Source organism: Sphingobium sp. Ant17 (assembly GCF_000588875.1).
Classification (GTDB): domain Bacteria; phylum Pseudomonadota; class Alphaproteobacteria; order Sphingomonadales; family Sphingomonadaceae; genus Sphingobium.
Map to the genome: position 1 here is coordinate 69615 of NZ_JEMV01000012.1, position 25466 is coordinate 95080.

Here is a 25466-nt window from a genome sequence, read left to right on the forward strand (position 1 = left end):
CTGAACCATGGTAGGCATCACGCACAAGATCATGCTCGCCGAGATTCGGCGGCAACAGTCCCTGTCGAAAAGCATCGTCGATGGGCAGACAGCGGTGTCCACTGGTGTCACCCTCAACAAGGCGTCGGACGATCCGCTGGCCTGGGTACAGGTTTCCGACATTGCCCGCGCCCAGTCGCAACAGGCCGCCTGGCAAACCAATATCAGCTATGGCACGGCGCGCGCCGTCAATGCGGAGGCCAATTTGAGCGAGGTGGATAGCCTGCTCCAGCGCACGCAGGTGTTGGTTACATCGGCACGGAACGGATCGCTCAACGAGACCAGCCGTGCGGCCATATTGGAGGAAATAACGACGATCCGCACGACAATCGGCGAATTGTTCAACCAGAGAGATTATCAGGGCACGCCGGTGTTCGACGATGGGCAAAGCGTATTGGTTCCCGTCAGCCGGGGCCTGAACCTTGCCGTCGTCGGCACCCGGCAGGATGTGTCCGAAGGCATAGACGTCGACGGCACACCCATGTCGATCGACGCCATATTGGGCCAGACGATGGCCGCGCTGGAAAATGGCGACGATGCGGACCTTGCCAGTGCGCTGGGCGCGGTGAAGGCGGGGCAGAACCATATCGTCGTAGAACAGGCCCGGCAGGGCGTGCGCAGCGACCGGCTGGACGTCATCGGCACGCGGCTGACCGACATCGGCCTAGACTTGACCGAACGGCGCGCTGGGCTGGAATCGACCGACCTGACCGAAGTCATTGCCAATGTGTCGGCGCAGCTGCTGCAACTCGAAGCGGCGCAGGCCAGCTTTGCGCGGATCAACCGGCAGACCCTGTTCGACCTGATCGGCTAAAAAGCCCGCCATTCTAAACCTCCCGCTAACCAGTCCGTATTAACCAAGTGATGGACTCTTTTATCGGGTCGATGCCCTAGGGCAGATTTTTCGGGGATTACCATGTTTGCAGTCATCGGCCTTGTCGTCCTGTTGGTCATGGTATTTGGCGGGTTCATCATCACCGGCGGCGATATCGGCCCCGTGCTCCACGCCCTGCCCCATGAAATGATGATCATCGGTGGCGCGGCCGTCGGCGCGCTGATCATCGGCAATTCGGGTGCCGACCTTAAAGCGCTGGGCGGTGGCCTGGCCAAGGTGTTCAAGGGGCCGCAGTACAAGAAACAGGATTTCCTCGACTGCATCTTCCTCGTCAGCAAGCTGATGAAGACACTGCGTGTCGAAGGGCCGGTTGCGCTGGAACCCCATATCGAAGATCCCGCGAGTTCGACCATCTTCACCGAATATCCGCGCCTGATGAAGGACAAAACGCTGATCCACTTGATCAGCGATACGCTGCGTCTGGTGGTGGTGTCGTCCGGTACGCTCGATCCGCATGCGGTCGAAGATGTGATGGATAACAGCCTCAAGACCCATCATCATGAAGCGATCAAGCCCGCCGACAATCTCCAGGGTCTGGCCGACGCGTTGCCCGCGCTGGGCATCGTCGCCGCGGTGCTGGGCGTGGTGAAGACCATGGGGTCGATCGACCAGCCGCCTGCCATTTTGGGCGCGATGATCGGTTCGGCGCTGGTCGGCACGTTCCTGGGCGTGTTGCTTGCCTATGGCATGGTCAATCCCTTTGCCAATCGATGCCGCAGCGTGATCGAAGCGGACGGCGCGATCTATCATGTCGTCAAGCAGATCATCGTCGCATCGCTCCACGGTCACCCGCAGCCGCTGGTGATCGAAGCGGCGCGCTCCAGCCTTCCCCATGCGAACCAGCCGGCCTTTGCCGAAGTGTTCGACGGCATGCGGGGCAAATAAGGCGTGGCGGGGGAAAAGAAGCGCGGGGCGAACGAACCCGAGCCGCGGCCGATCATCGTCAAGAAGATCATCGTCCAAGGCCATGGCGGCCATCATGGCGGCGCGTGGAAAGTCGCCTATGCCGATTTCGTGACGGCGATGATGGCCTTTTTCCTGCTGATGTGGCTGCTGGGTGCGACCACCGAAAAGCAGCGCAAGGCGCTTGCCGACTATTTCACACCGACGCTGGTGGAACTCAAGATGGGGTCGGCCGGCGCCACCGGGATGATGGGTGGCGACAGCATCACGGGCAAGGAAAATTATCCGACCACCGGCGGCCAGGGCAATTTGTCGATCACCATCCCAAGGGATGCGAGCGGCACCAAGGACCAGGGCGGCAAGGCAATGCGCGCCGCCGACCGCCAGAAATTCGAATCGATCAAGAAGGATCTGGAAGCGCGGATGAGCCGCCGCGGCATGGCCAAACTGCGCAAGAATGTGCGCTTTACCGAAATCCGCGAAGGGCTCCGCATCGACCTGATCGATGAGGCGGACTTTGCGATGTTCGCCATGGGTACGGACCGGTTGGTGCCGCAGGCGCGCGCGCTGGTCGCTGAAGTGGCCTCGGTGCTCCAGACCATGCCCAACCCGCTGATCGTGCGCGGGCATACCGATGGCCTGCCCTATGCGTCGGGGCGGACGATGAATAACTGGCTGCTGTCCTCCACCCGCGCCGAATCGACGCGCAAGGCGCTGGCGGACAGCGGCATCGGCAATGCCCGCTTCGCCCGGATCGAAGGTGTCGCCGACCGCGAACCCTTCATCAAGGGCGATAGTTATGACCCGCGCAATCGGCGCATGTCGATCATCCTGGGCTGGACCCGCGGCGGCCAGACGGCGTCGGACGACGACATGGACGCAGAGACCAGGGCGGCGATCAAGGAACGCGACGACCCTGTCCGCGTCGCCACGGAGCAGGCCCGGCAGCTCGACATGGGCGGCACCGCTTTGCCCACCGGCGCGACCCTGATCAATGCTGACGCGGGTAGTGGGTCGAGCAAGGCCAGCAAGCATTAAGCAATCGAAACGCTCAGCCTGGGGGGTCTGCGGGTGCCTGGCTTAGATCAAGTATGTCATAGCCACCGGTTGCGATGCGCCGCTTAATATGGCTTCCTATAGGAAGGATATAGTCGCTTCTCTGCGTGAATCGCTCGATGCGATATTGCCCTTGCCGTCGTCTTGGCCCGTGGTCGAAGAGTAACGACGGCCAGCGATTTGATTAAGCGCGGGTTTGATCCAGGTTTTCGATGAGGAACCCCGCAGAATTTCTATATCCTCGGTGCGTCCGTCGGGGCGTATCCAAAAGCCGATATCTGCCCAGCGGATGCTATTATAGTCGCTCGCTGTCGCAGCGGCCAGATCCCCTCCCCCAAATGTCCGAGCATCCGTGCTGGCAGCCTGTGCTGCGGTCGAACCATAGGGCGGCGACCAGACGAGCACCGCCTCCTTGCCGCCACTTTGGCCAAGTTCAGCGATAAGTCGGGTCATTTCCGTTTCATCCGCCTGCCGCGCCGCCAGGCGAAGACGAAGAACCCGCAGCGCGGTTTGATAGCCCGGGTTTTGCGCGAGCGGACGTTGTTCAAGCTGGTCGAGCAGTTCGATCGACGTCCGCTCATCGCCACGCGCAGCGTTCAGCCATACCCGTTTCATGCCGGCCAGCATCGCGGCCTTATCCTGGCCCGACGCCAACGCATTCTGTTCGATGCCACGATATGTAATCTCTGCCTGCCGATAATCTTCGAGCGCGATCCACATGTCGCCCAAAGCCGTCGAACCGGAGATGCGTGAGGGATCATCGTCCGGCAGATGTTCCCGCAAGATTCGGACCTGTTTGACGACGGCACGCCGATAGGTCTGCTTGTCACCCTCATGAAGGGCGACCGTCGCATAGGCCTCATACAGAGCGGCTACAGGCCTGGGCGCAGCGGCGGCCTGCTTCTCATTCCGGTCAATCGCGGCCGCCAGCAGCCGTTTTGCATCGCGATAATGGCCGTCCCTGAACTGTACTTCCGCCAGGGCAATCGTTGCCTGCGCATCGCGGAGCGGGGTGCAGCCTGTCTGGACGCATTCTGCCTGCGCCTCGACAAGGCGTTGGCCCGTGACCACGATATCGCTCGGCATCTGGAGGAGAAGCAAAAGCCCTAGCATCGGACATATCCTCTGTTGCGGAGACTAAAGCTGCGCGATCAGCAAGGGAGATGCAAGCTCTTCACCTTGCCGACGACGGAAGACACACCACGAACTCGATCAGGCAGGCAGTACCAAACTTGCCTCCAGTCCGCCTTCGGCGCGGTTGGTAAGGCGTAGTTCGCCCTGATGTTCGGCCATGATCGCGCGCACAAGTGCCAGTCCGAGGCCCGCGCCGCCGGTTTCACGGTTGCGTGATCCTTCGAGGCGGGTGAAGGGTTCGAGCATTTCCTCCATCCGGTCTTCGGCGATGCCGGGGCCGGCATCGGCGACGACCAGTCGAATGGAACCGCTTTCCCGCACTACCGACACATGGGCGCGTTCGCCATAGACGATGGCGTTTTCGATGAGGTTGCGCAGCGCGCGGCGGATCTGTTGCGGTCGCACGAAGGCGACGGCGCGGTCGCTTTCGGTCATGTCCACGGGGGAGTCCAGTTCGATGAAATCCTCGACCACGGCATCGGCGAGCGCGGCGAGATCGACCTTCTGCACCGATTCCGTGCTGCGTCCGGCACGCGCGAGCGAGAGGATATCCTCCAGCATCCGGTTCATCTCATCGATGGTTTCGGACATGCGCGCCCGCTCGGCATCATCCTCGACCGACTCGGCGCGCACCCGCAGCGAGGCGAGCGGGGTGCGCAGATCATGGCCGATCGCGCCCAGCATCCGGTCCTTTTCGTCCAGCATGGCGATAATCCGCGACCGCATGGCGTTGAACGCCATGGTCAGATCTCGCACGTCGCCCGGGCCGCGTTCGTCCACCGCGTCGGCCGCACCGGTACGCGCAAATTGCTGCGCCGATCCGGTGAGTTGCTTCAGGGGGCGCGCCAGCCGACTGCCGATCCAGAGCAGCGGCAACAGGACGATGACATAAAGGATAAGCGTCTGGCCGATCAGCCAGCCGCCGAAGCGTGCCGGGCGATCGCCGCTGCGGGCTTGCGTGACGACCCATTTGCCCGGTTCATATTCGGCCGCCAGCGTCAGCCGCTCGACCCGGTGATCATGCGGCCGTTCGCCATCGGCGCGCACGCGAATCCGTTCCCAGCGGCGCATCGGCATCACGGCGTCATCCTGCACCACGCGCACGGTCAGGATGCGCAGGCCGATATCCTCGAACATAGCCGCCGCCCGCTTTTCGATGTCCGGACGGGCTTCGCCGGTCAGTTGCGGCGCGCCCTGCACGAAGCGCGCCCGCATCCGCGCCGGGCCGGGCCGGTCGGGGCGGTTGTCGAGCGCATCGACCACGCGATACACGGCGGGCGCGGTCTGCGCGGTCAATTGCAGCCGGATGCGCTCGCGATAGAGCAGGCCGAAATTGATCGCCTGCGCCACGAACAATGCCAGCGCGACGAGCGCGATGATCTGCCCGACCAAGCTTTGCGGCCAGAGGCGGAGGCGCTTCACAGTTTGCGCACGTCGGCGGAGAGCGTGTAGCCGCCGCCCCATACGGTCTTGATCAGCGTCGGGTTCTTGGGGTCAGGCTCGATCTTCTTGCGCAGGCGGCTGATCTGATTGTCGATCGCGCGGTCGAAGGCATTGGCCTCCCGCCCCTGGGTGATGTCGAGCAGCTGGTCGCGGCTCAGCACCGAATTGGGACGGGTGGCAAAGGCCAGCATCAGATTATATTCCGCCGTCGAGAGCGGCAGCGACACGCCCTCGCTATCGACCAGCGTGCGTTCCTGCGTCTTGAGCAGCCATCCGGCAAAACTGTAATTGGCCCCGTCCGGCGCGGTCACGCGCTGGCCGCCGGTGGCGACGCGGCGGAAGATCACCTTGATCCGGGCGACCAGTTCGCGCGGGGAAAAGGGTTTGAGGACATAATCGTCCGCGCCCATTTCCAGGCCAACGATGCGATCGGTCTCTTCGGTGCGGGCCGTGAGCAGAATGACGGGGATTTCGCTGGTCTCGCGGATGTGGCGGCAGAGCGACAGCCCATCCTCACCCGGCATCATGATGTCGAGGATCACCATGTCGATCGCATTGGCGTTCAAACGAATCCGCGCCTCCGCCGCGCTATCGACGGCGGTGACGCGAAAGCCGTTGCGCGACAGATATTGCGCCAGCGGCTCGCGGATCGAACGCTCGTCATCGACGAGCAGGAGGTGGGGTTTTTCGCTCATTGCGCCTGTCTGTCATGGGCGGGAAAAAGTTGGAAGGGCGAAGGCGTGGCGGGGGAGCCAGTCTTCGCCCTTCCAGCAGGGTTCACGAGTCCGGTTCAGGGATGGCAGGGGAATGCCGGGCCTGGACCCGTGAACGGGGGGTGTTCGATCAGTTGGCGGACGGAGCGGCTGCCTTGCGGTCCTTCCAGGCGCCACGCATCGCCTGACGCGCGGCCTTCATTTCGTCGGCGGTGACCTGGCCGTCCTTGTTGGCGTCGGCCTTGTCGAACATGGCCATCGGTCCGGCCATGAATTCAGCCTTCGTCACGATGCCATCCTTGTTCGCGTCGCCGCGACCGCCCATCATCTTGCCGCCCTTGCCGGGGCCACCATGATGGCGACCACCCCAATGGCGACCTTCCGGCCCACCGGGCTTGCCCGCTTCGGCACGCTTGTCCGCGCGCTTGTCAGCCCTGCCCTCCTGCGCGGCGGCCATTTCGGCCTTGCTAATCTGGCCATTCTTGTCGGTGTCCAGCTTGGCAAAGCGCATGTCGAGGCGCTGGGTGCGCATCGCATCGCGATCGGCCTGGGTCAGCTTGCCATCCTTGTCGATGTCCATCTTGGCGAAGCGCGCTTCAAGGCCAGCGGTCAGTTCCGCCTTCGTGATCGTGCCATCCTTGTTGGTGTCGGCCATCCTCATCATGCCACCGCCACGGCCACCACGACCGGGGCCATCGCCCGGCTGGGCGAAAGCGACGTGCGACGCGGCGAGGCCGCCGACAAAGAGCGAGCCAAGAGCGACGGTTCCAAAAAACTTGCGGATCATGTCCTGTTCCTTCCAAAGCATCTATGCGGAACGACGTTTCGCCGTCCTTGAAGATGCTTATCGGCCCAACTTGTCCCGCAACTATGTCAGGCATGCACGACTTTGTCGCAACGTGTAACAGGCACGATCAGCCGGAAATCACCGCACGGGCGTCTCGGGTCGCGTTTTGGGTGTCGAGCGCCAGCTTCTTGACCTCCGCCGCGACAACGGCAAAGCCGCGTCCGGCATCCCCTGCCCGCGCCGCCTCGATCGTGGCATTGAGCGCTAGGAGATTCGTCTGGCGGGCTATGCCGTCAATCGCATCGACGATGCCGCTCACTTCACTGAGCACCCGTTCGATGCTGGCGCGGCGGTCGCGTTCCTGGCGGCCCAATCGCTGTTCGGCATCCTCGCGCGCGGCAATCGCTTCCTGTTCGGCGCTGATGTCGGTGGCGAACTTTATGACGCCGGTCTGGACGCCATGTTCATCGAACATCGGATTATAGCTGCCCCTGATCCAGACGCGGCGGCCATGCCGATCCTGTCGGCGATAGACGCCCGTGTCGAAATGGCCGGCGCGCAGCCGATCCCAGAAGGCCGCATATTCGGCCGTGTCGGCAAAGCCCGGCTCGCAGAACAGGCTATGTGGTCGCAATTGAATGTCGACAAAATCATAGCGGAAGAGGGCCAGGAAATTATCGTTGGCCCCGATCACACGGCAAGCCATGTCGAAGCTCACGATCGCCGTTGATCGCTCGATGGCGCGACAGACGGATGCTGTTTCCAATGTTATACCGTGCATGCCACGTCCCTCCATTCCGGCGGGATGGGGCATTATTGGTTAACAGTTGGCAAAGCATGCGACGAGATGAAGCCGCAAGCAGACGGCCGCCGCGTTAGCGGTCCCGCCGTCCCAACAGGCGCAGGCGCAGGGCGTTCAATTTGATGAAGCCCGCCGCATCGCGCTGATCATAGGCACCGGCATCGTCCTCGAAGGTCACGACCTTCTCGCTGTAGAGCGAGTGCGGCGATTTGCGGCCGACGATATAGACGCCGCCCTTATAGAGTTTGAGGCGAACCGTGCCGGTGACCTTTTCCTGGCTGTGGTCGATCGCGGCCTGCAGCATCTCCCGCTCCGGGCTGAACCAGAAGCCGTTATAGATGAGTTCGGCATAGCGCGGGGCGAGTTCGTCCTTGAGATGCGCCGCGCCGCGATCAAGCGTGACCTGCTCGATGCCGCGATGGGCGAGGTGATAGATGGTGCCGCCCGGCGTTTCATACATGCCGCGCGATTTCATGCCGACGAAACGGTTTTCAACCAGATCGAGGCGGCCGATGCCATGTTTGCGGCCATAATCGTTCAACGTTTCGAGCAGGGTCGCGGGGCTCATCGCAACGCCGTTGATCGCCACGCCATCCCCACGCTCGAAATCGATGGTGATATATTCGGACGCGTCGGGCGCGTCCTCCGGATTGACCGTGCGCGAATAGACATAGTCGGGGACTTCATCCCACGGATCTTCCAGCACCTTACCCTCGGACGAAGTGTGCAGCATGTTCGCGTCGGTCGAGAAGGGGCTTTCGCCGCGCTTATCCTTGGCGATCGGGATCTGATTCTGTTCGGCGAACTCGATCAGCTTGGTGCGGCTGGTCAAATCCCATTCGCGCCACGGCGCAATCACCTTGATGTCGGGCGAGAGGGCATAATAGCCCAGTTCGAAGCGGACCTGGTCATTACCCTTGCCGGTCGCGCCATGGCTGACCGCATCGGCACCCACCATCTTGGCGATCTCGATCTGGCGCTTGGCGATCAGCGGGCGGGCTATCGACGTGCCGAGCAGATAGAGGCCTTCATAGAGCGCGTTGGAGCGCATCATCGGGAAGACATAGTCCGCCACAAATTCTTCGCGCAGGTCGTCGATGAAGATATGCTCTTCCTTGACGCCCATCATCCGGGCCTTGGCGCGCGCGGGCTCCAGTTCCTCGCCCTGCCCCAGATCGGCGGTGAAAGTCACCACTTCGCATTGATAGGTCTGTTGCAGCCATTTCAGGATCACGCTGGTGTCGAGGCCACCGGAAAAGGCGAGGACGATGCGGTTGATCTTGTCGGACATAGATGGGGCGACTCTTCTATTCGGGAATGGCGCGGATGATGCGCGGGCGGGTATCAGGCAAGGGGCAAAAGTGCAACTGGAACAGGGCCAGGCCGTGCCGGTCTATTCAGGCGCGCGATCTTCCCGATAGGTGGCATCGACGGCGGCCTCCTGTCGTGCGCGTTGTTGATCCTCGGCCTGTCGCTGCGCCTTAGTGCGGCCGAATTTCGCTCGGTTGACGTCCGCGTGCCGCGCCTTGTCCGACCGGGCCTTTGCCTTGCGCGCCTGGCGCAGATTGATCACGTCACCCATGTCCCGCCCCGCCTCTTTTGCATCGGCGGAACATAGGGCGCATGATCGCGACTTGCCAAGCGCCGCCTTCGCCCCGCATGACGGGTCTTTCCGTTGTTTCGAGCCGATCGCATCCATGACCAGCATCCACGATGTCGCCGCCCTGGCAAAGGTTTCCATCAAGACGGTGTCGCGCGTCGTCAACAACGCCCCGAATGTCAGCAGCGAATTGCGCGACCGAGTGCAGGCCGCCATCCGCGAGCTGGGCTATCGGCCCAATCAGTCGGCGCGACGACTGGCGGGCGGACGGTCGTTCATGATCGCCTATCTCTACAGCAATCCCGCGCCGGGCTATATCAGCGGCATCCAGTCGGGGGCCGCCGCGCGCTGCCGCGAATTGGGCTATCATCTCGTCGTCGAACCGATCTCCCCGGGCGGGGAAGAGCAGTTCGACGTGCTCGAACGGCTGATGGCCGCCCTGCGCCCCGATGGCGTGTTGCTGGTGCCGCCCTTGTCGGATGACGAAGCCTTGCTGGCGCGGCTCGCGGAACTGCGCCTGCCCTGCGCGCGGATCGCCGGATCGGTGGTCGGTGCCGGTTTCAACATCCATACCCCCGAACGCGCCGCCGGGCGCATGGTCGCGGACCATCTGATCGCCCATGGCCATCGCCGGATCGGCATCATCACGCCGCCCGCCAAGCACCGATCGGCATTGCGCCGGGTCGAGGGGTTTCGCGACGGGCTGGCCGCAGCGGCGGTGCCGGTCGACGAGAGCCTGTTCGTCGGCGGCGGCTTCACCTTCACGTCCGGCATCGCGGCGGGCGAGGCCTTGCTGGCGCTACCCGACCCGCCAAGTGCGATCTTCGCCACCAATGACGATATGGCGCTGGGCGTGCTGACGCTGGCACATCGCATCGGTTTACGCGTGCCGGAGGATCTTTCTGTGGTCGGCTTCGATGATACGCCGGCTAGCCTGACGTCCTGGCCGCCATTGACGACGGTGCGCCAGCCACTCGAAGATATGGGCCGTGCAGTCATCGACGCACTCGCCAACGGCCCGACCGATGCGCCCGAATTTCTATTCACGCTGATGGAAAGGGCAAGTTCAGGACCGAAACCGAGCTGATCTCTGGCAGCAATTGCTGGAGCGGGTAGCGGGGATCGAACCCGCATCACAAGCTTGGAAGGCTAGTGCTCTACCATTGAGCTATACCCGCCCGGCAGGAGAGCGCCCTGCCATCATTGGGCAGGCTTCGTCAAGATCGCCCTTACACCGGCTTGGCATTTCCTCTATCAGGTAGGGATGGACACACCATCCTGCGCCAGTTGGACCTTTTCGCGCAGATGGTGGCGGCGGGGAATTTAGCGCGCTGTGCCAATGACATGGGCCTGCCCCCTGAGCAGATTGCCCGCGATCTTGCGTCGCTGGAAATGCGGCTGGGCTATCGGTTGTTCGACGATCTGGAGGGGGGGGCGCGGCTGACCCCGGCCGGACGCAAGACGGCGGAGGCGATGACGTTGCTGTCGCAGGATAAGGCGGATGATTGGGATCGCCCGGCTGCCGTGGCCGCTGCCCCGATGCCGCCCCCTGCCCCTATTGCCGCCGAACCACCGCGCCGCACCATCATGCTGGCTGCGCCTGCGCCGGTGTTCGGCCATTTGCAGGATGCGTTGGCGGCGTTCGAGGCGGCAAACGAGGATATTGCGATCGCGCTCGACCTGCATGTCCAGTCGGCGGCGGACGCGGACGCCGCGCTCAAGCGGGGGCGCGCCGACATCGCCTATTTCTATGCACTGGAAGCACCAGCGGATTTTCCGTCGCGCTATGGCTGGTCGGAGCCGGTCAATATCTATGCGGGGGCGGATCATCCATTTGCACGCTCGCAGAGCGTATCGCGCGCCGATCTGGCCGCAGCGCCGATGCTGGCGATGGAGCGGGATAATGCGATGCGCGCGGTGATCGAGGCGGCGCTGGCCAAGGGCAAGGTCCGGTCGGGGCCGGTGGCGTTGGAAAACGACAATATGGCGGCGATCATGGCGGCCTTGCGGGACGATGTCGGCCTGTTCGCGGCTTTCGGTCCGCTGGCGCGTGACTTGGGCCGGATGGAGGGCATCAAGCGGATCGCGCTCGACATGCCCCTGCCCGCAGTCGAGATTCGCCAGGCGGTGCGGCCCGATGCCGCGGAAACCCCGGCGGTCGAGGCGCTGGCGGACTTTCTCTTCCTGTAACCGTCGGAGATCGTAGCGCGAATGCTGCGCTGCAACGGAAAAGCGACGAGCCGATATTGATATACCATATCATATTGGTTACAGGGTCTCATTCTTCCCGTTGCCAAGGATGACCATCGTTGATGTCCCGCCTCCTCCCGTTGCGCGCCGGTTGCGCCCTGTCTGCCCTCTGCGTCGCGCCCGCCGCCTTTGCCCAGGCCACCGATGCCGCACCGCAAGCCGCCGATCAGGCTATCATGACAATCGCGCCGACATTGTCGTCACTGCCCTCATCCCCCGGCGGCAGGGCGATATCCTGTCCGGTACGACCGTGCTGACCGGTGACAAGCTGACGCAGCAGTTGCGGACGACCATCGGCGAGACGCTGGCGCGACAGCCGGGTGTGTCCGCCACCTCCTTCGGCCCCAATGCGTCCCGTCCGATCCTGCGCGGCTTCCAGGGGGAGCGGGTGCGCATTCTGACCGATGGGATCGGCAGTTTCGATGTATCCAATACCTCGGTCGACCATGCGGTGGCGATCAACCCGCTGACCGCAGACCGGATCGAAATCTTGCGCGGCCCCGCCGCCCTGCTCTATGGTTCGTCGGCAATTGGCGGCGTGGTCAATGTGATCGACAGCCGCATCCCGCGCCGTGTGCCCGACGAGCCGGTGCATGTCGAAGGGCTTGCCACTTATGGCAGCGCCGCCAATGAGCGGACGGTCAGTGGCGAGATCGAAGCGCCGCTGGCGGAGAATTTCGTCGTCCATCTCGATGGCAGCTGGAACAAGAGCGACGATCTGCGCACCGGCGGCTATATTCTGTCCAAGCCGCAGCGTGCGCTGGCGGTGCAGTCGGACGACGCCGAGATCCGCGAAGACGGGATGTGGAAGGGCAAACTGCCCAACACGGCGGCGGAAACATGGGAAGTGGCGGGCGGCTTTGCCTATATCGGCGATGGCGGCAATCTGGGCGTATCGGTGTCGCATACCGAGAACCGCTATGGCGTGCCGTCGCGGATCGACGTGACGGAAGAGCATGATCATGACCATGAGGGCGAAGAACATGGCCATGAAGAGGAAGAAGGTCACAGCCATGAAGATGTGACCTTGTCCATGCGCCAGACGCGCGCCGACCTGCGCGGGGAAGTGGCGACGGGGGGCGGGTTCCTGGACAGTATCCGCCTGCGCGCGGGCTGGGCCGATTATCAGCATCAGGAAATCGAGCCGACGGGGGAAGTCGGCACGACGTTCAAGAATCAATCGATGGAAAGCCGCCTGGAATTCATCCAGGCCAAGCGCGGCGGTTGGGACGGGGCGTTCGGCGCGCAATTCTTCACCCGCCGGTTTCAGGCGGATGGCGAAGAGAAGTTCCTGCCGAAGAATGAGACCAACCAGTTGGGCGTCTTCACGCTGCAGTCGCTCGATCTCGGCGACACGCGGCTGGAGGCGGGCGCGCGTTATGAGCATACCGACCTCAAGGCCGATCCCGACGCCGATCTGTTCGTCGATGGGCGGACACGCAGCTTCAACGCTCTGTCTGGATCGCTCGGCATCAGCCAGGCGATCATGCCGGGCTGGCGCGCGGGCCTGAACCTATCGCGGAGCGAACGGGCGCCGTCGGCGGAGGAATTGTTCGCGCGCGGCAATCATGCCGGGACGCAGGCGTTTGAACTCGGCAACCCCGATTTCGGCAAGGAACGTAGTTGGGGCGTGGAAGGCACGTTGCGCGGCGGTGGTGAGGGCTACAGCATCAGCCTGGCCGCGTTCCACAACTGGTTCGACGGCTATATCTATGACGCGATCGTCGACGACAGCGTGTGCCAGGCGGCCAATGGCGGGGCAGAACTGGAATTCCCCTGCTTCGCCTATGCCCAGGCCGATGCGCGCTATTATGGGTTCGAGGCGGAGGCGTCGGTGAAGCTGGCGCAAGTCGGCCGCTATGCGATCAATGTCGATGGCGTGGCCGATTATGTGCGCGCGCATATCAAGGGCAATGGTCCGGCCCCGCGCATTCCGCCGCTGCGGCTGCTGGGCGGGCTAGAAGCGCGTGGCGACCGGCTGTCGGCGCGGGCGGAGATTGAGCATGCTTTCGCGCAGGAACGGATCGCCGATTATGAGACGACGACCGACGCCTATACGCTGGTCAATGCGTCGCTCTCGTTCAAGCCGTTCGCGGGCAATGACCGCACCACCTTGATGCTGTCGGCCAACAACATCTTCGATGTCGAGGCGCGGCGGCATGCCAGCGTGCTTAAGGATTTCGCGCCGCTGGCCGGGCGCGACATTCGGGTGACGGCCCGCTTTTCGCTATAAGGCGGGTATCCAGGGGCACAGGCGGGGTGAGGCTGCGCCCCTGGACGGCCAAGTGTCAGGCGACCCGACCAAGCCGGTGGTAGAGATTGGCATATTTGACTGATTCGGGCTGGTCCTGAACCTCGCGCAGATAATGGGCGATGGCGGTGCGGATCAGGCCGAAATCTTCGGGCGAGAAGACCGCGCGCGAACGGGCGGGCTGGGGATGGCCGGTGGTCTCGGTGGTCATGTCCTTGTCCTTTCAGATGCGCCGTTCATCGGCTTGCGTACAGCTATACGGACAAGGGTCGGCCATTATAAGGACGGTTAGTGGCCGCGTGTCATGATTGGATTTGATATAATTGTCATTCTATGACAATATGACCATATGGCAGAGCTGACTGATCGCAAACTCTATCTTGGCCCCAAGTTGCGCGTGCTGCGCCGGGAGCTGGGCCTCAACCAGACGCGGATGGCCGAGGAATTGGGGGTTTCTCCCAGCTATCTCAACCATTTGGAGCGCAATCAGCGGCCGTTGACGGCGCAGATGCTGCTGCGGCTGGCTAATACCTATGACATCGATATTCGGGACTTTACCGCGTCCCCGGCCGAGGGCGGTCCCGGCGAACTCAGTGAAATTTTGTCCGATGCGCTAGTGCGGGACATTGGGATCGCGCGTGACGAGGTGTTGGAGGTCGCGGAAAATTATCCGGGGGTGTCCGAAGCCTTGGCGCGATTCTATCGTGCGCTGACCGATTTGCGGCGCTTGCCCGGCGAGGCGGTCGCGGGGGCGCGCGGCCCGGCGCCGCTAGTTGCGCCGGTGGACTGGTTGCGCGAGATGATCGCGCGGGCGGGCAATCATTTCGCGGAGATCGATGCGGGGGCGGAGAGCCTGGCCGCGACGATGAGCGACGATCCGGCGCTGTTGCAGGCAGAATTGCGCGCGCGGTTGAAAGACCGGCATGGCATGGCGGTGCAGGTGGTGCGCGCCGATGTGCTGGCGGGGACGCTGCGTCATTATGACATGCACCGGCGGCGGTTGATGCTGAACGAGCGGCTGCCCGCGTCGGGGCGCTTGTTCGCCATCGCCTATCATCTGTGCGCGCAGGAACTGGCCGAGGCGATCGCCGCGCAGGTGGCGCGCGCCGCGCCGCCCGACGAGGACAGCCGCCGCATCGCCACCATGGCGCTGACCAACTATGCCGCCGCGGCGCTGATCATGCCCTATGACCGGTTCCGCCAGGCGTGCGAGCAGAGCCGCCACGACCTGGCCCTGCTGCGCGACCGGTTCGGGGTGTCGGCCGAGCAACTGGCGCATCGGCTGACCAGCCTGGGGCGCACGGGCGCGCGGGGCATCCCCTTCTTCATGGTCAAGATGGACCGGGCGGGGCTGGTGTCCAAGCGGTTCGACGGCGAGGCCTGGCCCTTTGCCCGCTATGGCGGGGCGTGTCCGCGCTGGGACGCGTATGACGCGGCGACGAGCGACATGGTGGCGTGCCAGTTGATCGAGACGCTGGACGGGCGGCGCTTCGTCACGCTGGCGATGGGGATAGCGGGCGCACCGGGGGCGCGTGGCCGATCAGTGATCGCGATCGGGTGCGAGGCGAAACATGGGGGGCGGATCGTCCATGCCGACGGCATCGACCCGGACAAGGACGGCGCGACGGAGGTGGGGCCGACCTGCCCGCTGTGCGAACGGCGCGCCTGCGCGGACCGGGCCTTGCCGCCGGTGACGCGGGCGCTGGATCTGCACAGCTATGAGCGGACGGTCGCGCCGTTTCCGTTTCGGCGGGTTTAAGGGGGTGGCGCGGCCGATGTGCCGTTGCCAAATGTGCGAAGTTCACACCGTCGCAGGCCATGCAATTGCTGGGGGACGGACGGGTGGCGTGGATTTCGCAATAGGAGAATTTTTGCGAAGTGCGGGCGTGGGTGCGCTGGCGCGTGGGGACGGACGGGGAGAAAGAGCGCGGCGATTATGGCATGGGTTGGCGTGTGTAGGACAGGGGATTGTAGCCGATTGCCGTCAGGCAAATTATGGGGGCGCTCAGTTAGATAGCTGCCGTAGAATTATCGACCGCTGCCCCTTTGAGGTGACGGAATGCGGGCAATCTCAACGGTATAATTGCTAAAAAATCAACGGCATAGCGTAGCGCGAAAGTTCCGTCGTGCGAATGGGCAGGGCATGGGTAGGAAAAACCGCATTTTACTGTTTTCGATCCATCCGCTAAGAACGGTCAACAGGGGTAGATTGAATGGCGCTAAAAATTGTCGAGTTCTTTGGATACGAGCCCTACCGGCCTGAAGCCGCACCTTTCGCAGCGAACAAACAATGCCCTTTCACGAACGGCGACTGCATCAAGCCGAATCACGGCGCTTGCTCGGTCAAGCTAGTCAACACGGGCTCTATTATCTGTTGCCCTAACCGGCTCTATGCGGACGAGTATCGGGCGCTTTCTGAAGTCGGGTACGAAGTCTTCGGCGCGGGCACCGAATTGATAACCGCAAGCGAAGCGCGGCTTCGTAAGGTGCAAGGCACTCTAACCGAAAAGCAAGCCGTTCTGTTCGGGAAGCGTTGGGGCGGCGAACTTCCGTTGCCGCGCCCGCCGCGCGCCGATGGCGGCAAGGCGGGTAGCTACTATGTCGATTGGATCGTCGCGAAGATCGATAAAAATGGCGAGTTGCTTGAGTTTACCGCGCTTGAAGTCCAAACGATCGACACCACCGGCAACTATAGCGATCAAGCCCAAGCCTATTTTGCGAGCGAACCGTTCCCCGGCATGGGAGGGCGCGGGTTTAGCGACGCCAGCATGAATTGGGAGAACGTAAATAAGCGAATATTGCCGCAATTGATCTATAAAGGTCATGTTCTTCGACGCGAATCGAAGTGTAGCAAGGGGCTATTCTTCATTTGCCCACATTCGGTCTATGAGAAAATAATGAATCGGCTCGGAAACCATCTGCACTCATACCCGATCGGCAACGGAACAATTACGTTTCGCAGTTACGGACTTGGCTACGTCGACCCCATCACGCACCAAAGGCCGTTGGAGTTCGATTCGCAGTTCACCACCACCATCGATCAGGTCGCAACCGCCTTCACGTCGCCCATGAACCTACCACCGCAGGACGTATATGCAGCGGCAATCGCAGCTGCACTCCGTTAAGCCGCTTTCCGAACTCGCTCGCTACCGGACTGAAGCGCAAGCCCTAGCTGGCGTCCAAGAATGGGCGGGACTGCGTTACCAACCTGAACGAATTGATCGGTCTGGCTGCCTTCAAACACAAACCAGTCGGGGAACGACTGAAAGCGCGCTGCTTCCCGAACCGTGAGCGAACGGTTCTGCTCCGGGTGAATGTAGGCACCCCAATGAATATCGCACTTCGTTAGAATCGTTGAAGACTGGCGATCCCACTGCAACCGGCCATAACGCTTCGTGTGATCGCAGCGACGGGCGGCTTGCATCCCACGGGGAAGTAAATCGACCGGCACGTCGCGCCAGCTACCGCCCTGCGGAATATGCTTCATGCGCTGCATATTGATATTCGCCAGACGCGGGGCGGCATGATTGAAAACGCCGGTTGAGCCTTCGCGCAATTCGGTCTGATATTCCGTTCGTGGTTCGGACGTATAATCGTGACCGACCGATGCTTCGCCATTATGCAAAATGGGAAGGTCTGAAATTGCGTCATACACCGTTATCAAAGGCTTCAGGCCAGGGCCGTGCGTCGGTTCGGGCCATACGATCGGTTCGCCGGTTCGGTTGCCCATGAAAACAAAACGGCGGCGCTCCTGCGGCACGCCATATTCTTCGGCCCGCAACACGCGCCATTCGATCCGATAGCCTAAATTCGTGAAACCCTCGACGATCGCGCGCAATGCTTCGCCGCTTCCTGCGGACGTGATCCCGGTCACGTTTTCCATAACTACCCACCGCGGCATTAAGCCCTCCACGATGCGAAGGTATTCGCGGAAAAGTGTGGATCGCGCATCGCCCATGCCGCGCTTGTGATTATAGACGCTGTAAGCTTGGCAGGGTGGCCCCCCCGTCAATACGTCGAGTTCTCCAACGCGAAGCCGCGCCGCCCGCAAAAAGTCGTCAACCGCCAAATCCTGAATCGGCCCGCCAAGAAACTTCGCGTCGCGGTGCGTACGTTCAAACGTTGCTCCCGCCGCTTCGTTGAAATCGCTGCCCGCGCGAACATCGAAACCGGCTTGCCGCAAGCCTTCGGACAATCCACCGGCTCCGCAGAACAGGTCGATCGCGGTCATTTCACGCCGCTTCATTTGCCGCCCCTTTTTTGCCAAGCGGCAATGCGCCCTGCGGACCTGCATTGCGCTCAAGATATTCGATAATTGCCTGTCGCCCTACCCACGAACACGAATGGTTATGTCGATCGGCGAAATCCTGAAGCGTGCTTGCTTCCTGAAGGCTTAGCCCGACCGTGATGCGAGGGTTTTTCGTTGGCAAGTTCGGCCTCATCTGCATCGAACGTCTCGTCCCTATTCGAGTTTCATCCGTGATGCAAGGTGCAGCACCTCGCCGCACTCTGCCCGCCTTATTCGTATTTGGTCATGTTATGTTCTTGCGGACCAATTGACAAGGGCCGCTTGCGAGATTCCTAAATTGGAGAGGTGAACGCCCCCTGCCCATGACTACCCGCGGCGCCCCCCGAGGGGTGGATCGCAATGGCTGGCTTGGAGTGGAAAGGAATCTTAGCGCAACGACTGCCTTTGGCGCCTAACCGCCCTACCCCACCCCAACAAAAAAGGGCCGCCCCTTGGGGCGACCCTTTTCTATCCTCTCCCCATAACAGGGACAGTCAGGAGGCCGTTTAGTCGGCCTTCGTCTGGAGGTTGACGGCGGCGTATTTGCCGCGGCGGTCTACTTCCAGTTCGAAGTCGAGACGGTCGCCTTCGTTGAGGGCGGCCATGCCGGCGCGTTCGACGGCGCTGATGTGGACGAAGGCGTCGGGCTGGCCATCATCGCGCTGAATGAAGCCGAAGCCCTTCATCGCGTTGAAGAATTTGACCGTGCCGCTGGAGCGTTCGCCGGTCAGCTGACGCTGAGGGCCACCACGTTCCGCACCGCCGCCGAAGCCGCCGGGCGCTGCACCGAAACCACCAGCGCGGGGTTCGCGCGGTTCGCGCGGCGGGCCGCGATCAGTGACGGGGAGTGGTTCGCCGTCGATGACCAGATCGGTCGCCGATACCTTGCCGCCACGATCGACCAGGGTGAAGCCGAGTTGCTGCCCTTCGGCCAGACCGGTCAGGCCAGCCTGTTCCACGGCGCTGATGTGGACGAACACGTCTTCGCCGCCATCGTCACGAACGATGAAGCCGAAGCCCTTTTGCCCGTTGAAGAATTTGACGACGCCCTTGCCTTCGCCAACGACCTGCGCGGGCATGCCGCCACGACCGCCACCGCCGCCGAAACCACCGCCGCCGCCGCCGCCGACCGACTGTGCGGCGATTGCCGCGATGCTGACCGGGTTGCAGCCGCTCAGGCCCGAACTTTCGCAGTCGCGGACAGCGGCGCTGCCGACGGTGATCGCGCCATAATTGGCGAGACCGATCAAACCGGCATTGCCGCCATAGCCGCCGCCGCCGCCATAGCCATTGACGCTGGTGCCGGCATTGCCGCCGAAACCGCCGATGCTTTGGGCGACGATGCCCATGCCGCCATTGGTGCGGATCGCGCCGGTATTGTTGATGTAGATATCGCCGCCGTTACCGCCGGGCAGCCCGCTCCCGCCCGAGGAGTTCTTGTTGCCGTTATCGGCAAAGCCGCCTTCGCCGCCCAGGCCGCCGCCACTCTGCGCGACGATGCCGAACGCCGTCGACCCGCCGGTAATGTTGAGGCTGACATTGTTGGCAAACGAGATGAAACCCGCGTTTCCGCCCAGGCCACCGTTGCCGCCCGAAAACGTCTTGCGCCGGGTATTGCCGCCCGTGCCGCCATTGCCGCCGTAAGTGTAAACCAGAATGCCCGTGCTGCTGGTCGTATATCCGCCCGCCGGCTGGTTGGCGCCCGGATTGATGGTCAGGTTCACGACCCCGCCATTGCCGCCGTTGCCGCCATTGCCTCCGCTATAGACGCAGCCGTCGTCATAGATGTCGTTGCCGCCGTGCCCGCCCGCACCGCCACGACTGCCGATGATCGCGATCGAGCCGCTGCGCGTCGCGGTCGCGTTTGCCGGGGCATAGGTCAGCGCGTTACCACCGTTATTGGCGGTCGGCCCGGTGGCACCATTGCCGCCGGGGCCTGTGCCACAGGTGTTGTTTTGCCGGTTGTCCTTGCCCGCCGCGCCGTCGGCACCATGCTGCCCTTCGAGATAGGCGGGGTTGCCGTAATTGACGACCACCTGCGCCCGCGCTTCGTTGGCGGTCGCAACAATGGCTATCGCGCCCAGACTCGCTGCACTCAGCCAGGGCTTGCGCCGCTGCGACATTGTCGTGGCGGGGCCCTTGAACACGGTTATCTCGATTGGCATGACTGGCTTCCATCTACGGTTAGAATAGCGTTAAGCATGTTTTCCAGGCCCGAACGGGCCCTGGGCGTTCAGCGAAACACGCATGACGCAAGGCCACACGAGCGCGAAGTCACCGACGGGGCGTCGTGCGAAATGCCGGACTTAAACTGGGTTTATTAAGAAGCAGTGGGGACGCTACGGCTGGAAATCAGTTTCTCAAGTTCTGCTCCAGCCCGCGCGATTGCATCGAGTAATTCACCGCGCCTGTATGGTTTTGCCAGGACATCTACCGCGCCGGCACGCATTGCACGAACCGCTTCGGGAATTTCGCCAACACCGGTGCATAGGATGATTCGGTGAAGGCTGTCGGAGAACTGCAACAAACGTTGCGCCTCAAAGCCATCAAGTCCAGGCATGCAATAATCAAGCAGGACGCAGCCGGGCGTCAGGTCATTGGCAACCGAGATAAACGCGTCTGCAGTGGCGAATGACTGCACTGAAAATCCAGCAGCTTTTAGTGATATTGATACAGACTTCCGCAAATCGGAATCATCGTCGACAACATAAATCTGCACCAGCCCATTCCCCCGAAAGGCACCCCATTTGCCCCTATCCCACGAATTGCTCCAAAATGGTGAATTTTTGCTTTACTAAGCGAGCGTTGTCCGTTCGTTTAACGCCTGCCTGATCTTGGCAGCCAGTGTTGACAACCTGTAAGGTTTGCTCAGCAGTAGAACGCCAGCGTCAAGGCGGCCGTGATGCACAATGGCATTTTCAGTATAGCCGGAGGTTAATAGCACCGGCAGGCCGGGGGCTATGGCATGAATTTCTCGCGCCAGTTGCCGCCCGTTTATGCCTTCCGGCATAACCACGTCGGTGAACAACAAATCAAAGGCCTGATCGCGACGGAAAATATCCAGGGCTTCATTCCCGTTACTGGCAACTACCAGACGGTATCCCAGGCCGGTCAACTGCTTTGCAACATGATTGCGAACCAGATCATCATCTTCCACCAACAGAATACGCTCGTCACCGCCTCGCACGTCGTTATCCTGATATGGCTGAGGACGTTGGATCGCATCGCTGCCAAGGTAGCGAGGCAGATAGATGCGCACGGTCGTGCCGCTATCGACCTCGGAGTAGATTTTGATGTGTCCGCCGGTCTGCTTGATGAAGCCGTGCACCATACTCAGGCCCAGACCGCTATTTTCCCCGCCAGGCTTGGTTGTAAAAAATGGTTCGAAGACCCGATCGCGAATTTCACTGGGCATGCCGGTGCCAGTGTCAGACACCGCCATCATCACGTAAAAGCCGGGCGTGACGTCGGCATGTGCCGCTGCATAAGCTGCGTCCAGCCGCGCATTTGCAACTTCGATTGTCAACCGGCCACCGTCAGGCATCGCATCGCGAGCGTTGATCGCCAGATTGAGAATCGCGCTTTCGAGCTGTGTCGGATCGACCAGCGTGCTTCAGGCGCCAGCATCGCTCACGAATTCCAGTTCTATTTCAGGCGTCAGCGTCTTGCGCAGCAGACCCTTCATATCCCGGAGAAGTTCGGAAGGGGCGACCAGCTGCGGCTCAAGCGGTTGCCGCCGCGCAAAGGCGAGCAACTGGGACGTGAGCTCCGCGCCACGTGAGGCTGCGACCAGGCTCAATTCCGCCAATTCGCGCGTCGTCGCGTTTTCTGCAGACTCGTCGATCAGCACTTCGCTGTTGCCGATGATGATCGTCAGGAGGTTGTTGAAATCATGGGCGACGCCACCGGTCAATTTGCCGATGGATTCCAGGCGTTGGGACTGGCGCATTCTGGCCTCCAGCGCCATGTCGTCGCTAATGTCGCGAATGCTGCCAACCAGTTGACCTAGCTTCCCGGCGACGCCGCCACTCGCCGATCGCCTGACCTGTCACGCGTTGCAACAGAAACTGGTCGGAAACTGAAAATCGCGACCTAGCCCCAGAACGGTGCCTTCCTCGGATCGATCGCTCGGAACCTGCCACCAGCAACCGGCCCAGTTGCAGAATTTCCGGAAATGGCAGAACGCCCATTAGGCAAGGCGCCCTGATTGCGGCCAATACGGAGCGTTCTTCAATTGCCTGAAAGGGGACACGATTTTGCAAGTTTGAGACATCGGTGACAAATGTTTCCTAGGCGACGTCAAGGGTCGACCTCTTCGATATTGCCTTCGCTTCGAGCGAACCAGCACGATTCCACCAGCAACTATGGCTGCCCCCACGAACGGGGCAGCCTGGAGCCCCATTTGTTCGACGACGTGCCCTCCGCCCCAGGCGCCAAACGCGATGCCGAGATTGAAGGCGCCGATGTTCATGCCGGATGCGACGTCAGTGGCTTCGGGCGATACCTCCCGGGCGATCTGGACGACGTAGGACTGCAAGGGCGGGATATTGCCGAAAGCGAACCCTCCCCAGAACAAGGTCACCGCGACAGCTGCCCAGGGGGACGTGATGCCGAAGCCAAGCAGCACCAAGGAACCTGTAAGACCGGCGAAAACGACGGTCAAAGCGGGGACCGGTCCGATCTTGTCGGAAAGCTTCCCTCCAAGAATATTCCCGACCGCAACCGATACCCCGTAAAGCAGGATGACGAGGGTGACCGCTCCTTCGGAAAGGCGCGTTATGTCGGTAAGCATCGGCGCAAGATAGGTGAATGCGATGAAATTGCCGCCGTACCCGACTGCGGTGATGAGGTAGACGAGCAGCAAGCGCGGCGAGGTGAGCGCTTGCGCCTGTTGACGCAAGGTCGGCGGCGCGTCGCTTTCCAGGTTGGCCGGGACCAGCACAGCACTGGCGCCGAGACCGATGAGCGCGAGCAGGACGACACCATAGAATGTCGCGTGCCATCCGAAATTCTGCCCAATCCATGTTCCGAGCGGCACACCGGTTACCAGCGCGACGGTGAGCCCGAGAAAGACAAGCGCAATTGCGCTCGACTCTTTTTCCTTAGAGACAAGCTTGGTGGCGATCGTCGATGCGATCGCGAAAAACACACCATGCGCGAGCCCGGTTATGAACCTGGCTGCGACGAGCGCGAGGTAGCTTGGAGCAAAGGCTGCCATCAGATTTCCGGCAGCAAACAGCATCAGCAGCGAAAGAAGCAGCGAAAGAAGCAGCGTCTTGCGTGGCAGCTTGCCGGTCAATGCCGTGAGGATGGGTGCGCCAATGGTGACGCCAAGGGCGTACAGACTGACCAGAAGGCCGGCTGATGGAAGGGAAACGCCAAGATCCGCAGCGATCGTGGGTAACAGCCCGACGATTACGAATTCCGTCGTGCCCACTGCAAAGGCGCTGATAGTCAGCGCCCAAAGCGCAAGCGGCATAGTCTTCTTGCCGACCATGTTTGTCTCCAGGTTCGAGATTTCAGTTCGACGCGAACCTAGGCGCACGCTATCATTCGATAAAGCGCATGGGAGACATTGCAGCAGTGCTGGAACCGCACGAATTGCCCGACCTGAAAGAGGTCGCTTCCTTCATCGCCGTTGCCGAGGATGGCAGCTTTGCGGAGGCCGCTCGTCGCCTGGGATTATCCCCGTCGTCCCTGAGCCGCCTGGTTGCGAAGCTGGAGAACAGACTGGGCTTCGATGTTTTTCGGCGGACAACCCGTCAGCTTGGCCTGACAGAGGAAGGTGCCAAGACCCTGGCGCGCGCACGCGACCTCGTCGAAAGTGCCGAAGTCTTCGCGGACCTTGGTTCGACCCGAGGGCATCCGGCGGGTGTCATCAATGTGAATGCGCCGGTGTCCTTCATCTTGCATGTACTTGCGCCGCGGATTCAAGAGTTCTGCGCAGCTTACCCAGAAGTGACGGTCAAGCTGTCGATGACCGATACGCTGGTGGATCTGATATCGGCTCATGCCGATGTTGCCATCCGCTTCGGCCAGCTTAAGGATTCATCCGTTCTGTTTCGGAGATTGGGCAAGTCGGCATGGCGCTTGGTGGGGGCGCCCTCGCTGCTCGAAGACGTGGGCATGCCAAATGAAGTCGCTGATCTGAAGCGATCGTGTCCCACAGCGTGGTGTAGGTTCGCTGGGATAGCCACAGCGACCTCCGGCTAAGCCGGATTGATCATGCTGCCATGGCAGGCAACGTGATGATGGGATTATCGCTTAAACCTGAGACGCTTTCCAGTGTCATGTAGCGGCAGCGCTGCACTGCCCATTCATCGTTTTGTTCGAGGAGGATAGCGCCGACGAGACGTGTGATAGCGTCTTCGTTGGGGAAGATACCGACGACATCGGTGCGTCGCTTGATCTCGCCATTGAGGCGCTCGATTGGATTGTTGCTGTGAAGCTTGGTGCGGTGCTGGGCAGGGAAGGTCATGTAGGCCAGCACATCCTCCTCGGCGCTGTCCATCAGGGCAGCGAGTTTTGGCACGGTAGGGCGCAATTGATCAGCGACGCTACGCCATTGGGCCTTTGCGGCCTCTGGAGTTTCCTGGGCGAAAGCGGTGGCGATGAATGCCGACACGACCCGGCGTCCGCTCTTGCCAGCATGCGCCAGCGCATTGCGCATAAAATGAACCCGGCATCGTTGCCAGGTGGCGCTGAAGACTTTGGCGACGGAGGCTTTTATGCCTTCATGGGAATCTGAGATCACCAGCTTCACGCCGCGCAGACCGCGACGGGCAAGGCTGCGCAGAAACTCGGTCCAGAAGACCTCCGCTTCGGAATGACCGATCGCCATGCCGAGCACTTCGCGCCGGCCATCGCTGTTGACGCCGACGGCGATGATGACGGCGACCGAGACAATGCGGCCAGCCCGCCGCACTTTGATGTAGGTCGCGTCCATCCAGAGATAGGGCCAGTCTCCTTCGATCGGACGATCGAGAAAAGCCTTCACCCGCTCGTCGATCTCCACGCACAGTCGGCTGACCTGGCTCTTTGAGATCCCGCTCATGCCCATGGCTTTGACCAGATCGTCCACAGAGCGGGTCGAGATTCCCTGAATATAAGCTTCCTGGATGACGGCCGTCAGTGCCTTCTCTGCCATACGGCGGGGCTCCAGAAACCCTGGAAAATATGTTCCCTTGCGCAGCTTGGGGATCCGCAGCTCGACCGTGCCTGCCCGCGTCTCCCAGTCCCGATCCCGATAGCCGTTGCGCTGCGCGAGGCGCTCAGGATCTTTCTCACCATAGGCAGCGCCGGTCG

The 25466-nt window shown here is 61.9% G+C and carries 24 protein-coding genes, 1 tRNA gene and 1 pseudogene; 9 read left to right on the forward strand and 17 right to left on the reverse strand.

Going from position 1 to position 25466, the window contains the following annotated elements; genetic code table 11:
* The first annotated feature begins 7 nt into the window (after positions 1 to 7).
* The 3 genes from BF95_RS07770 (at position 8) to BF95_RS07780 (ending at position 2875) form a co-directional block, all read left to right on the forward strand.
* The gene (locus tag BF95_RS07770) at positions 8 to 853 is read left to right on the forward strand and encodes a flagellin (RefSeq protein ID WP_043150569.1); all 846 of its coding nucleotides are present in this window, start codon (positions 8 to 10) and stop codon (positions 851 to 853) included.
* A gap of 102 nt (positions 854 to 955) precedes the next feature.
* The gene (gene motA, locus BF95_RS07775; RefSeq protein WP_043150570.1) at positions 956 to 1819 is read left to right on the forward strand and encodes a flagellar motor stator protein MotA; all 864 of its coding nucleotides are present in this window, start codon (positions 956 to 958) and stop codon (positions 1817 to 1819) included.
* A gap of 3 nt (positions 1820 to 1822) precedes the next feature.
* The gene (locus BF95_RS07780) at positions 1823 to 2875 is read left to right on the forward strand and encodes a flagellar motor protein MotB (RefSeq protein ID WP_043150571.1); all 1053 of its coding nucleotides are present in this window, start codon (positions 1823 to 1825) and stop codon (positions 2873 to 2875) included.
* A 96-nt stretch (positions 2876 to 2971) separates the two neighbouring features.
* Here BF95_RS07780 and BF95_RS07785 read toward each other — a convergent pair whose 3' ends face one another.
* The 7 genes from BF95_RS07785 to BF95_RS07815 all read right to left on the reverse strand — a co-directional run bounded on the left by BF95_RS07785 (position 2972) and on the right by BF95_RS07815 (position 9354).
* Entirely contained in the window at positions 2972 to 4006 is a 1035-nt protein-coding gene (locus BF95_RS07785; RefSeq protein ID WP_235209627.1) for a tetratricopeptide repeat protein, read from the reverse strand.
* 99 nt (positions 4007 to 4105) lie between these two features.
* A complete protein-coding gene (locus tag BF95_RS07790) occupies positions 4106 to 5449 on the reverse strand; it encodes a sensor histidine kinase (RefSeq protein WP_043150573.1) in 1344 nt (447 codons plus the stop codon).
* Positions 5446 to 6165, reverse strand: a complete 720-nt coding sequence (locus BF95_RS07795) for a response regulator (RefSeq protein ID WP_006956807.1) — start codon at positions 6163 to 6165, stop codon at positions 5446 to 5448. Before BF95_RS07795 ends, BF95_RS07790 begins: the two co-directional genes overlap by 4 nt.
* Before the next feature lie 148 nt (positions 6166 to 6313).
* Complete coding sequence (locus BF95_RS07800; RefSeq protein WP_043150606.1) at positions 6314 to 6970, reverse strand: EF-hand domain-containing protein; 657 nt, start codon at positions 6968 to 6970, stop codon at positions 6314 to 6316.
* A gap of 127 nt (positions 6971 to 7097) precedes the next feature.
* A complete protein-coding gene (locus tag BF95_RS30635) occupies positions 7098 to 7751 on the reverse strand; it encodes a methyl-accepting chemotaxis protein (protein WP_051519900.1) in 654 nt (217 codons plus the stop codon).
* Positions 7752 to 7845: 94 nt separating this feature from the next.
* Positions 7846 to 9063, reverse strand: a complete 1218-nt coding sequence (locus BF95_RS07810) for an argininosuccinate synthase (protein ID WP_043150577.1) — start codon at positions 9061 to 9063, stop codon at positions 7846 to 7848.
* A gap of 102 nt (positions 9064 to 9165) precedes the next feature.
* Positions 9166 to 9354 carry a DUF4169 family protein gene (locus BF95_RS07815; RefSeq protein ID WP_043150579.1) on the reverse strand — a complete coding sequence of 63 codons (189 nt, stop codon included), beginning with the start codon at positions 9352 to 9354 and terminating at the stop codon, positions 9166 to 9168.
* A 115-nt stretch (positions 9355 to 9469) separates the two neighbouring features.
* Here BF95_RS07815 and BF95_RS07820 point away from each other — a divergent pair, with 115 nt between their 5' ends.
* Positions 9470 to 10459 carry a LacI family DNA-binding transcriptional regulator gene (locus BF95_RS07820; protein ID WP_043150607.1) on the forward strand — a complete coding sequence of 330 codons (990 nt, stop codon included), beginning with the start codon at positions 9470 to 9472 and terminating at the stop codon, positions 10457 to 10459.
* 17 nt (positions 10460 to 10476) lie between these two features.
* Here BF95_RS07820 and BF95_RS07825 read toward each other — a convergent pair.
* Positions 10477 to 10550 (reverse strand) — tRNA-Gly (locus tag BF95_RS07825).
* Between the two features lie 127 nt (positions 10551 to 10677).
* Between BF95_RS07825 and BF95_RS07830 the strand changes: the two genes are divergently transcribed.
* Complete coding sequence (locus BF95_RS07830; protein WP_051519904.1) at positions 10678 to 11562, forward strand: LysR family transcriptional regulator; 885 nt, start codon at positions 10678 to 10680, stop codon at positions 11560 to 11562.
* A 122-nt stretch (positions 11563 to 11684) separates the two neighbouring features.
* Positions 11685 to 13855, forward strand: a pseudogene (locus BF95_RS07835) (TonB-dependent receptor).
* A 55-nt stretch (positions 13856 to 13910) separates the two neighbouring features.
* Here the strand turns inward: BF95_RS07835 and BF95_RS28155 are convergent.
* Positions 13911 to 14084, reverse strand: coding sequence for a hypothetical protein (locus BF95_RS28155; RefSeq protein ID WP_200866899.1), 174 nt, complete (start codon positions 14082 to 14084; stop codon positions 13911 to 13913).
* A 138-nt stretch (positions 14085 to 14222) separates the two neighbouring features.
* On the opposite strand from BF95_RS28155, the gene BF95_RS07840 reads away from it, so the two are divergent.
* Together BF95_RS07840 and BF95_RS07845 are read left to right on the forward strand one after the other, a co-directional pair.
* On the forward strand, positions 14223 to 15632 hold the full coding sequence (locus tag BF95_RS07840) for a helix-turn-helix domain-containing protein (RefSeq protein WP_043150581.1): 1410 nt from the start codon (positions 14223 to 14225) through the stop codon (positions 15630 to 15632).
* A gap of 454 nt (positions 15633 to 16086) precedes the next feature.
* Complete coding sequence (locus BF95_RS07845; protein WP_043150583.1) at positions 16087 to 16998, forward strand: NotI family restriction endonuclease; 912 nt, start codon at positions 16087 to 16089, stop codon at positions 16996 to 16998.
* On the opposite strand, the gene BF95_RS07850 is transcribed toward BF95_RS07845, so the two are convergent.
* The 7 genes from BF95_RS07850 to BF95_RS07865 form a co-directional block, all read right to left on the reverse strand.
* The gene (locus tag BF95_RS07850; RefSeq protein ID WP_043150585.1) at positions 16995 to 18119 is read right to left on the reverse strand and encodes a DNA cytosine methyltransferase; all 1125 of its coding nucleotides are present in this window, start codon (positions 18117 to 18119) and stop codon (positions 16995 to 16997) included. The genes BF95_RS07845 and BF95_RS07850 overlap by 4 nt on opposite strands.
* Complete coding sequence (locus BF95_RS27855; RefSeq protein WP_161774248.1) at positions 18106 to 18321, reverse strand: ribbon-helix-helix domain-containing protein; 216 nt, start codon at positions 18319 to 18321, stop codon at positions 18106 to 18108. The genes BF95_RS07850 and BF95_RS27855 overlap by 14 nt, the downstream gene beginning before the upstream one ends.
* 346 nt (positions 18322 to 18667) lie before the next feature.
* Entirely contained in the window at positions 18668 to 19636 is a 969-nt protein-coding gene (locus tag BF95_RS30640) for a cold-shock protein (RefSeq protein WP_443018345.1), read from the reverse strand.
* 845 nt (positions 19637 to 20481) lie between these two features.
* A complete protein-coding gene (locus tag BF95_RS26180) occupies positions 20482 to 20880 on the reverse strand; it encodes a response regulator transcription factor (RefSeq protein ID WP_161774250.1) in 399 nt (132 codons plus the stop codon).
* Positions 20881 to 20955: 75 nt separating this feature from the next.
* The gene (locus tag BF95_RS25530; protein WP_268747152.1) at positions 20956 to 21768 is read right to left on the reverse strand and encodes an ATP-binding protein; all 813 of its coding nucleotides are present in this window, start codon (positions 21766 to 21768) and stop codon (positions 20956 to 20958) included.
* A gap of 6 nt (positions 21769 to 21774) precedes the next feature.
* On the reverse strand, positions 21775 to 22128 hold the full coding sequence (locus BF95_RS25535; RefSeq protein WP_051519902.1) for a histidine kinase dimerization/phospho-acceptor domain-containing protein: 354 nt from the start codon (positions 22126 to 22128) through the stop codon (positions 21775 to 21777).
* A 222-nt stretch (positions 22129 to 22350) separates the two neighbouring features.
* Positions 22351 to 23658: an MFS transporter gene (locus BF95_RS07865; RefSeq protein ID WP_200866900.1), complete on the reverse strand. Its 1308-nt coding sequence runs from the start codon at positions 23656 to 23658 to the stop codon at positions 22351 to 22353.
* A 68-nt stretch (positions 23659 to 23726) separates the two neighbouring features.
* Between BF95_RS07865 and BF95_RS07870 the strand changes: the two genes are divergently transcribed.
* Positions 23727 to 24374 (forward strand): LysR family transcriptional regulator, encoded by a 648-nt coding sequence (locus tag BF95_RS07870; RefSeq protein ID WP_051519903.1) that lies wholly within the window; start codon positions 23727 to 23729, stop codon positions 24372 to 24374.
* A gap of 10 nt (positions 24375 to 24384) precedes the next feature.
* Here BF95_RS07870 and BF95_RS07875 read toward each other — a convergent pair.
* The coding region (locus tag BF95_RS07875) for an IS256 family transposase (protein WP_043150587.1) at positions 24385 to 25466 on the reverse strand (1082 nt) is incomplete at its 5' end.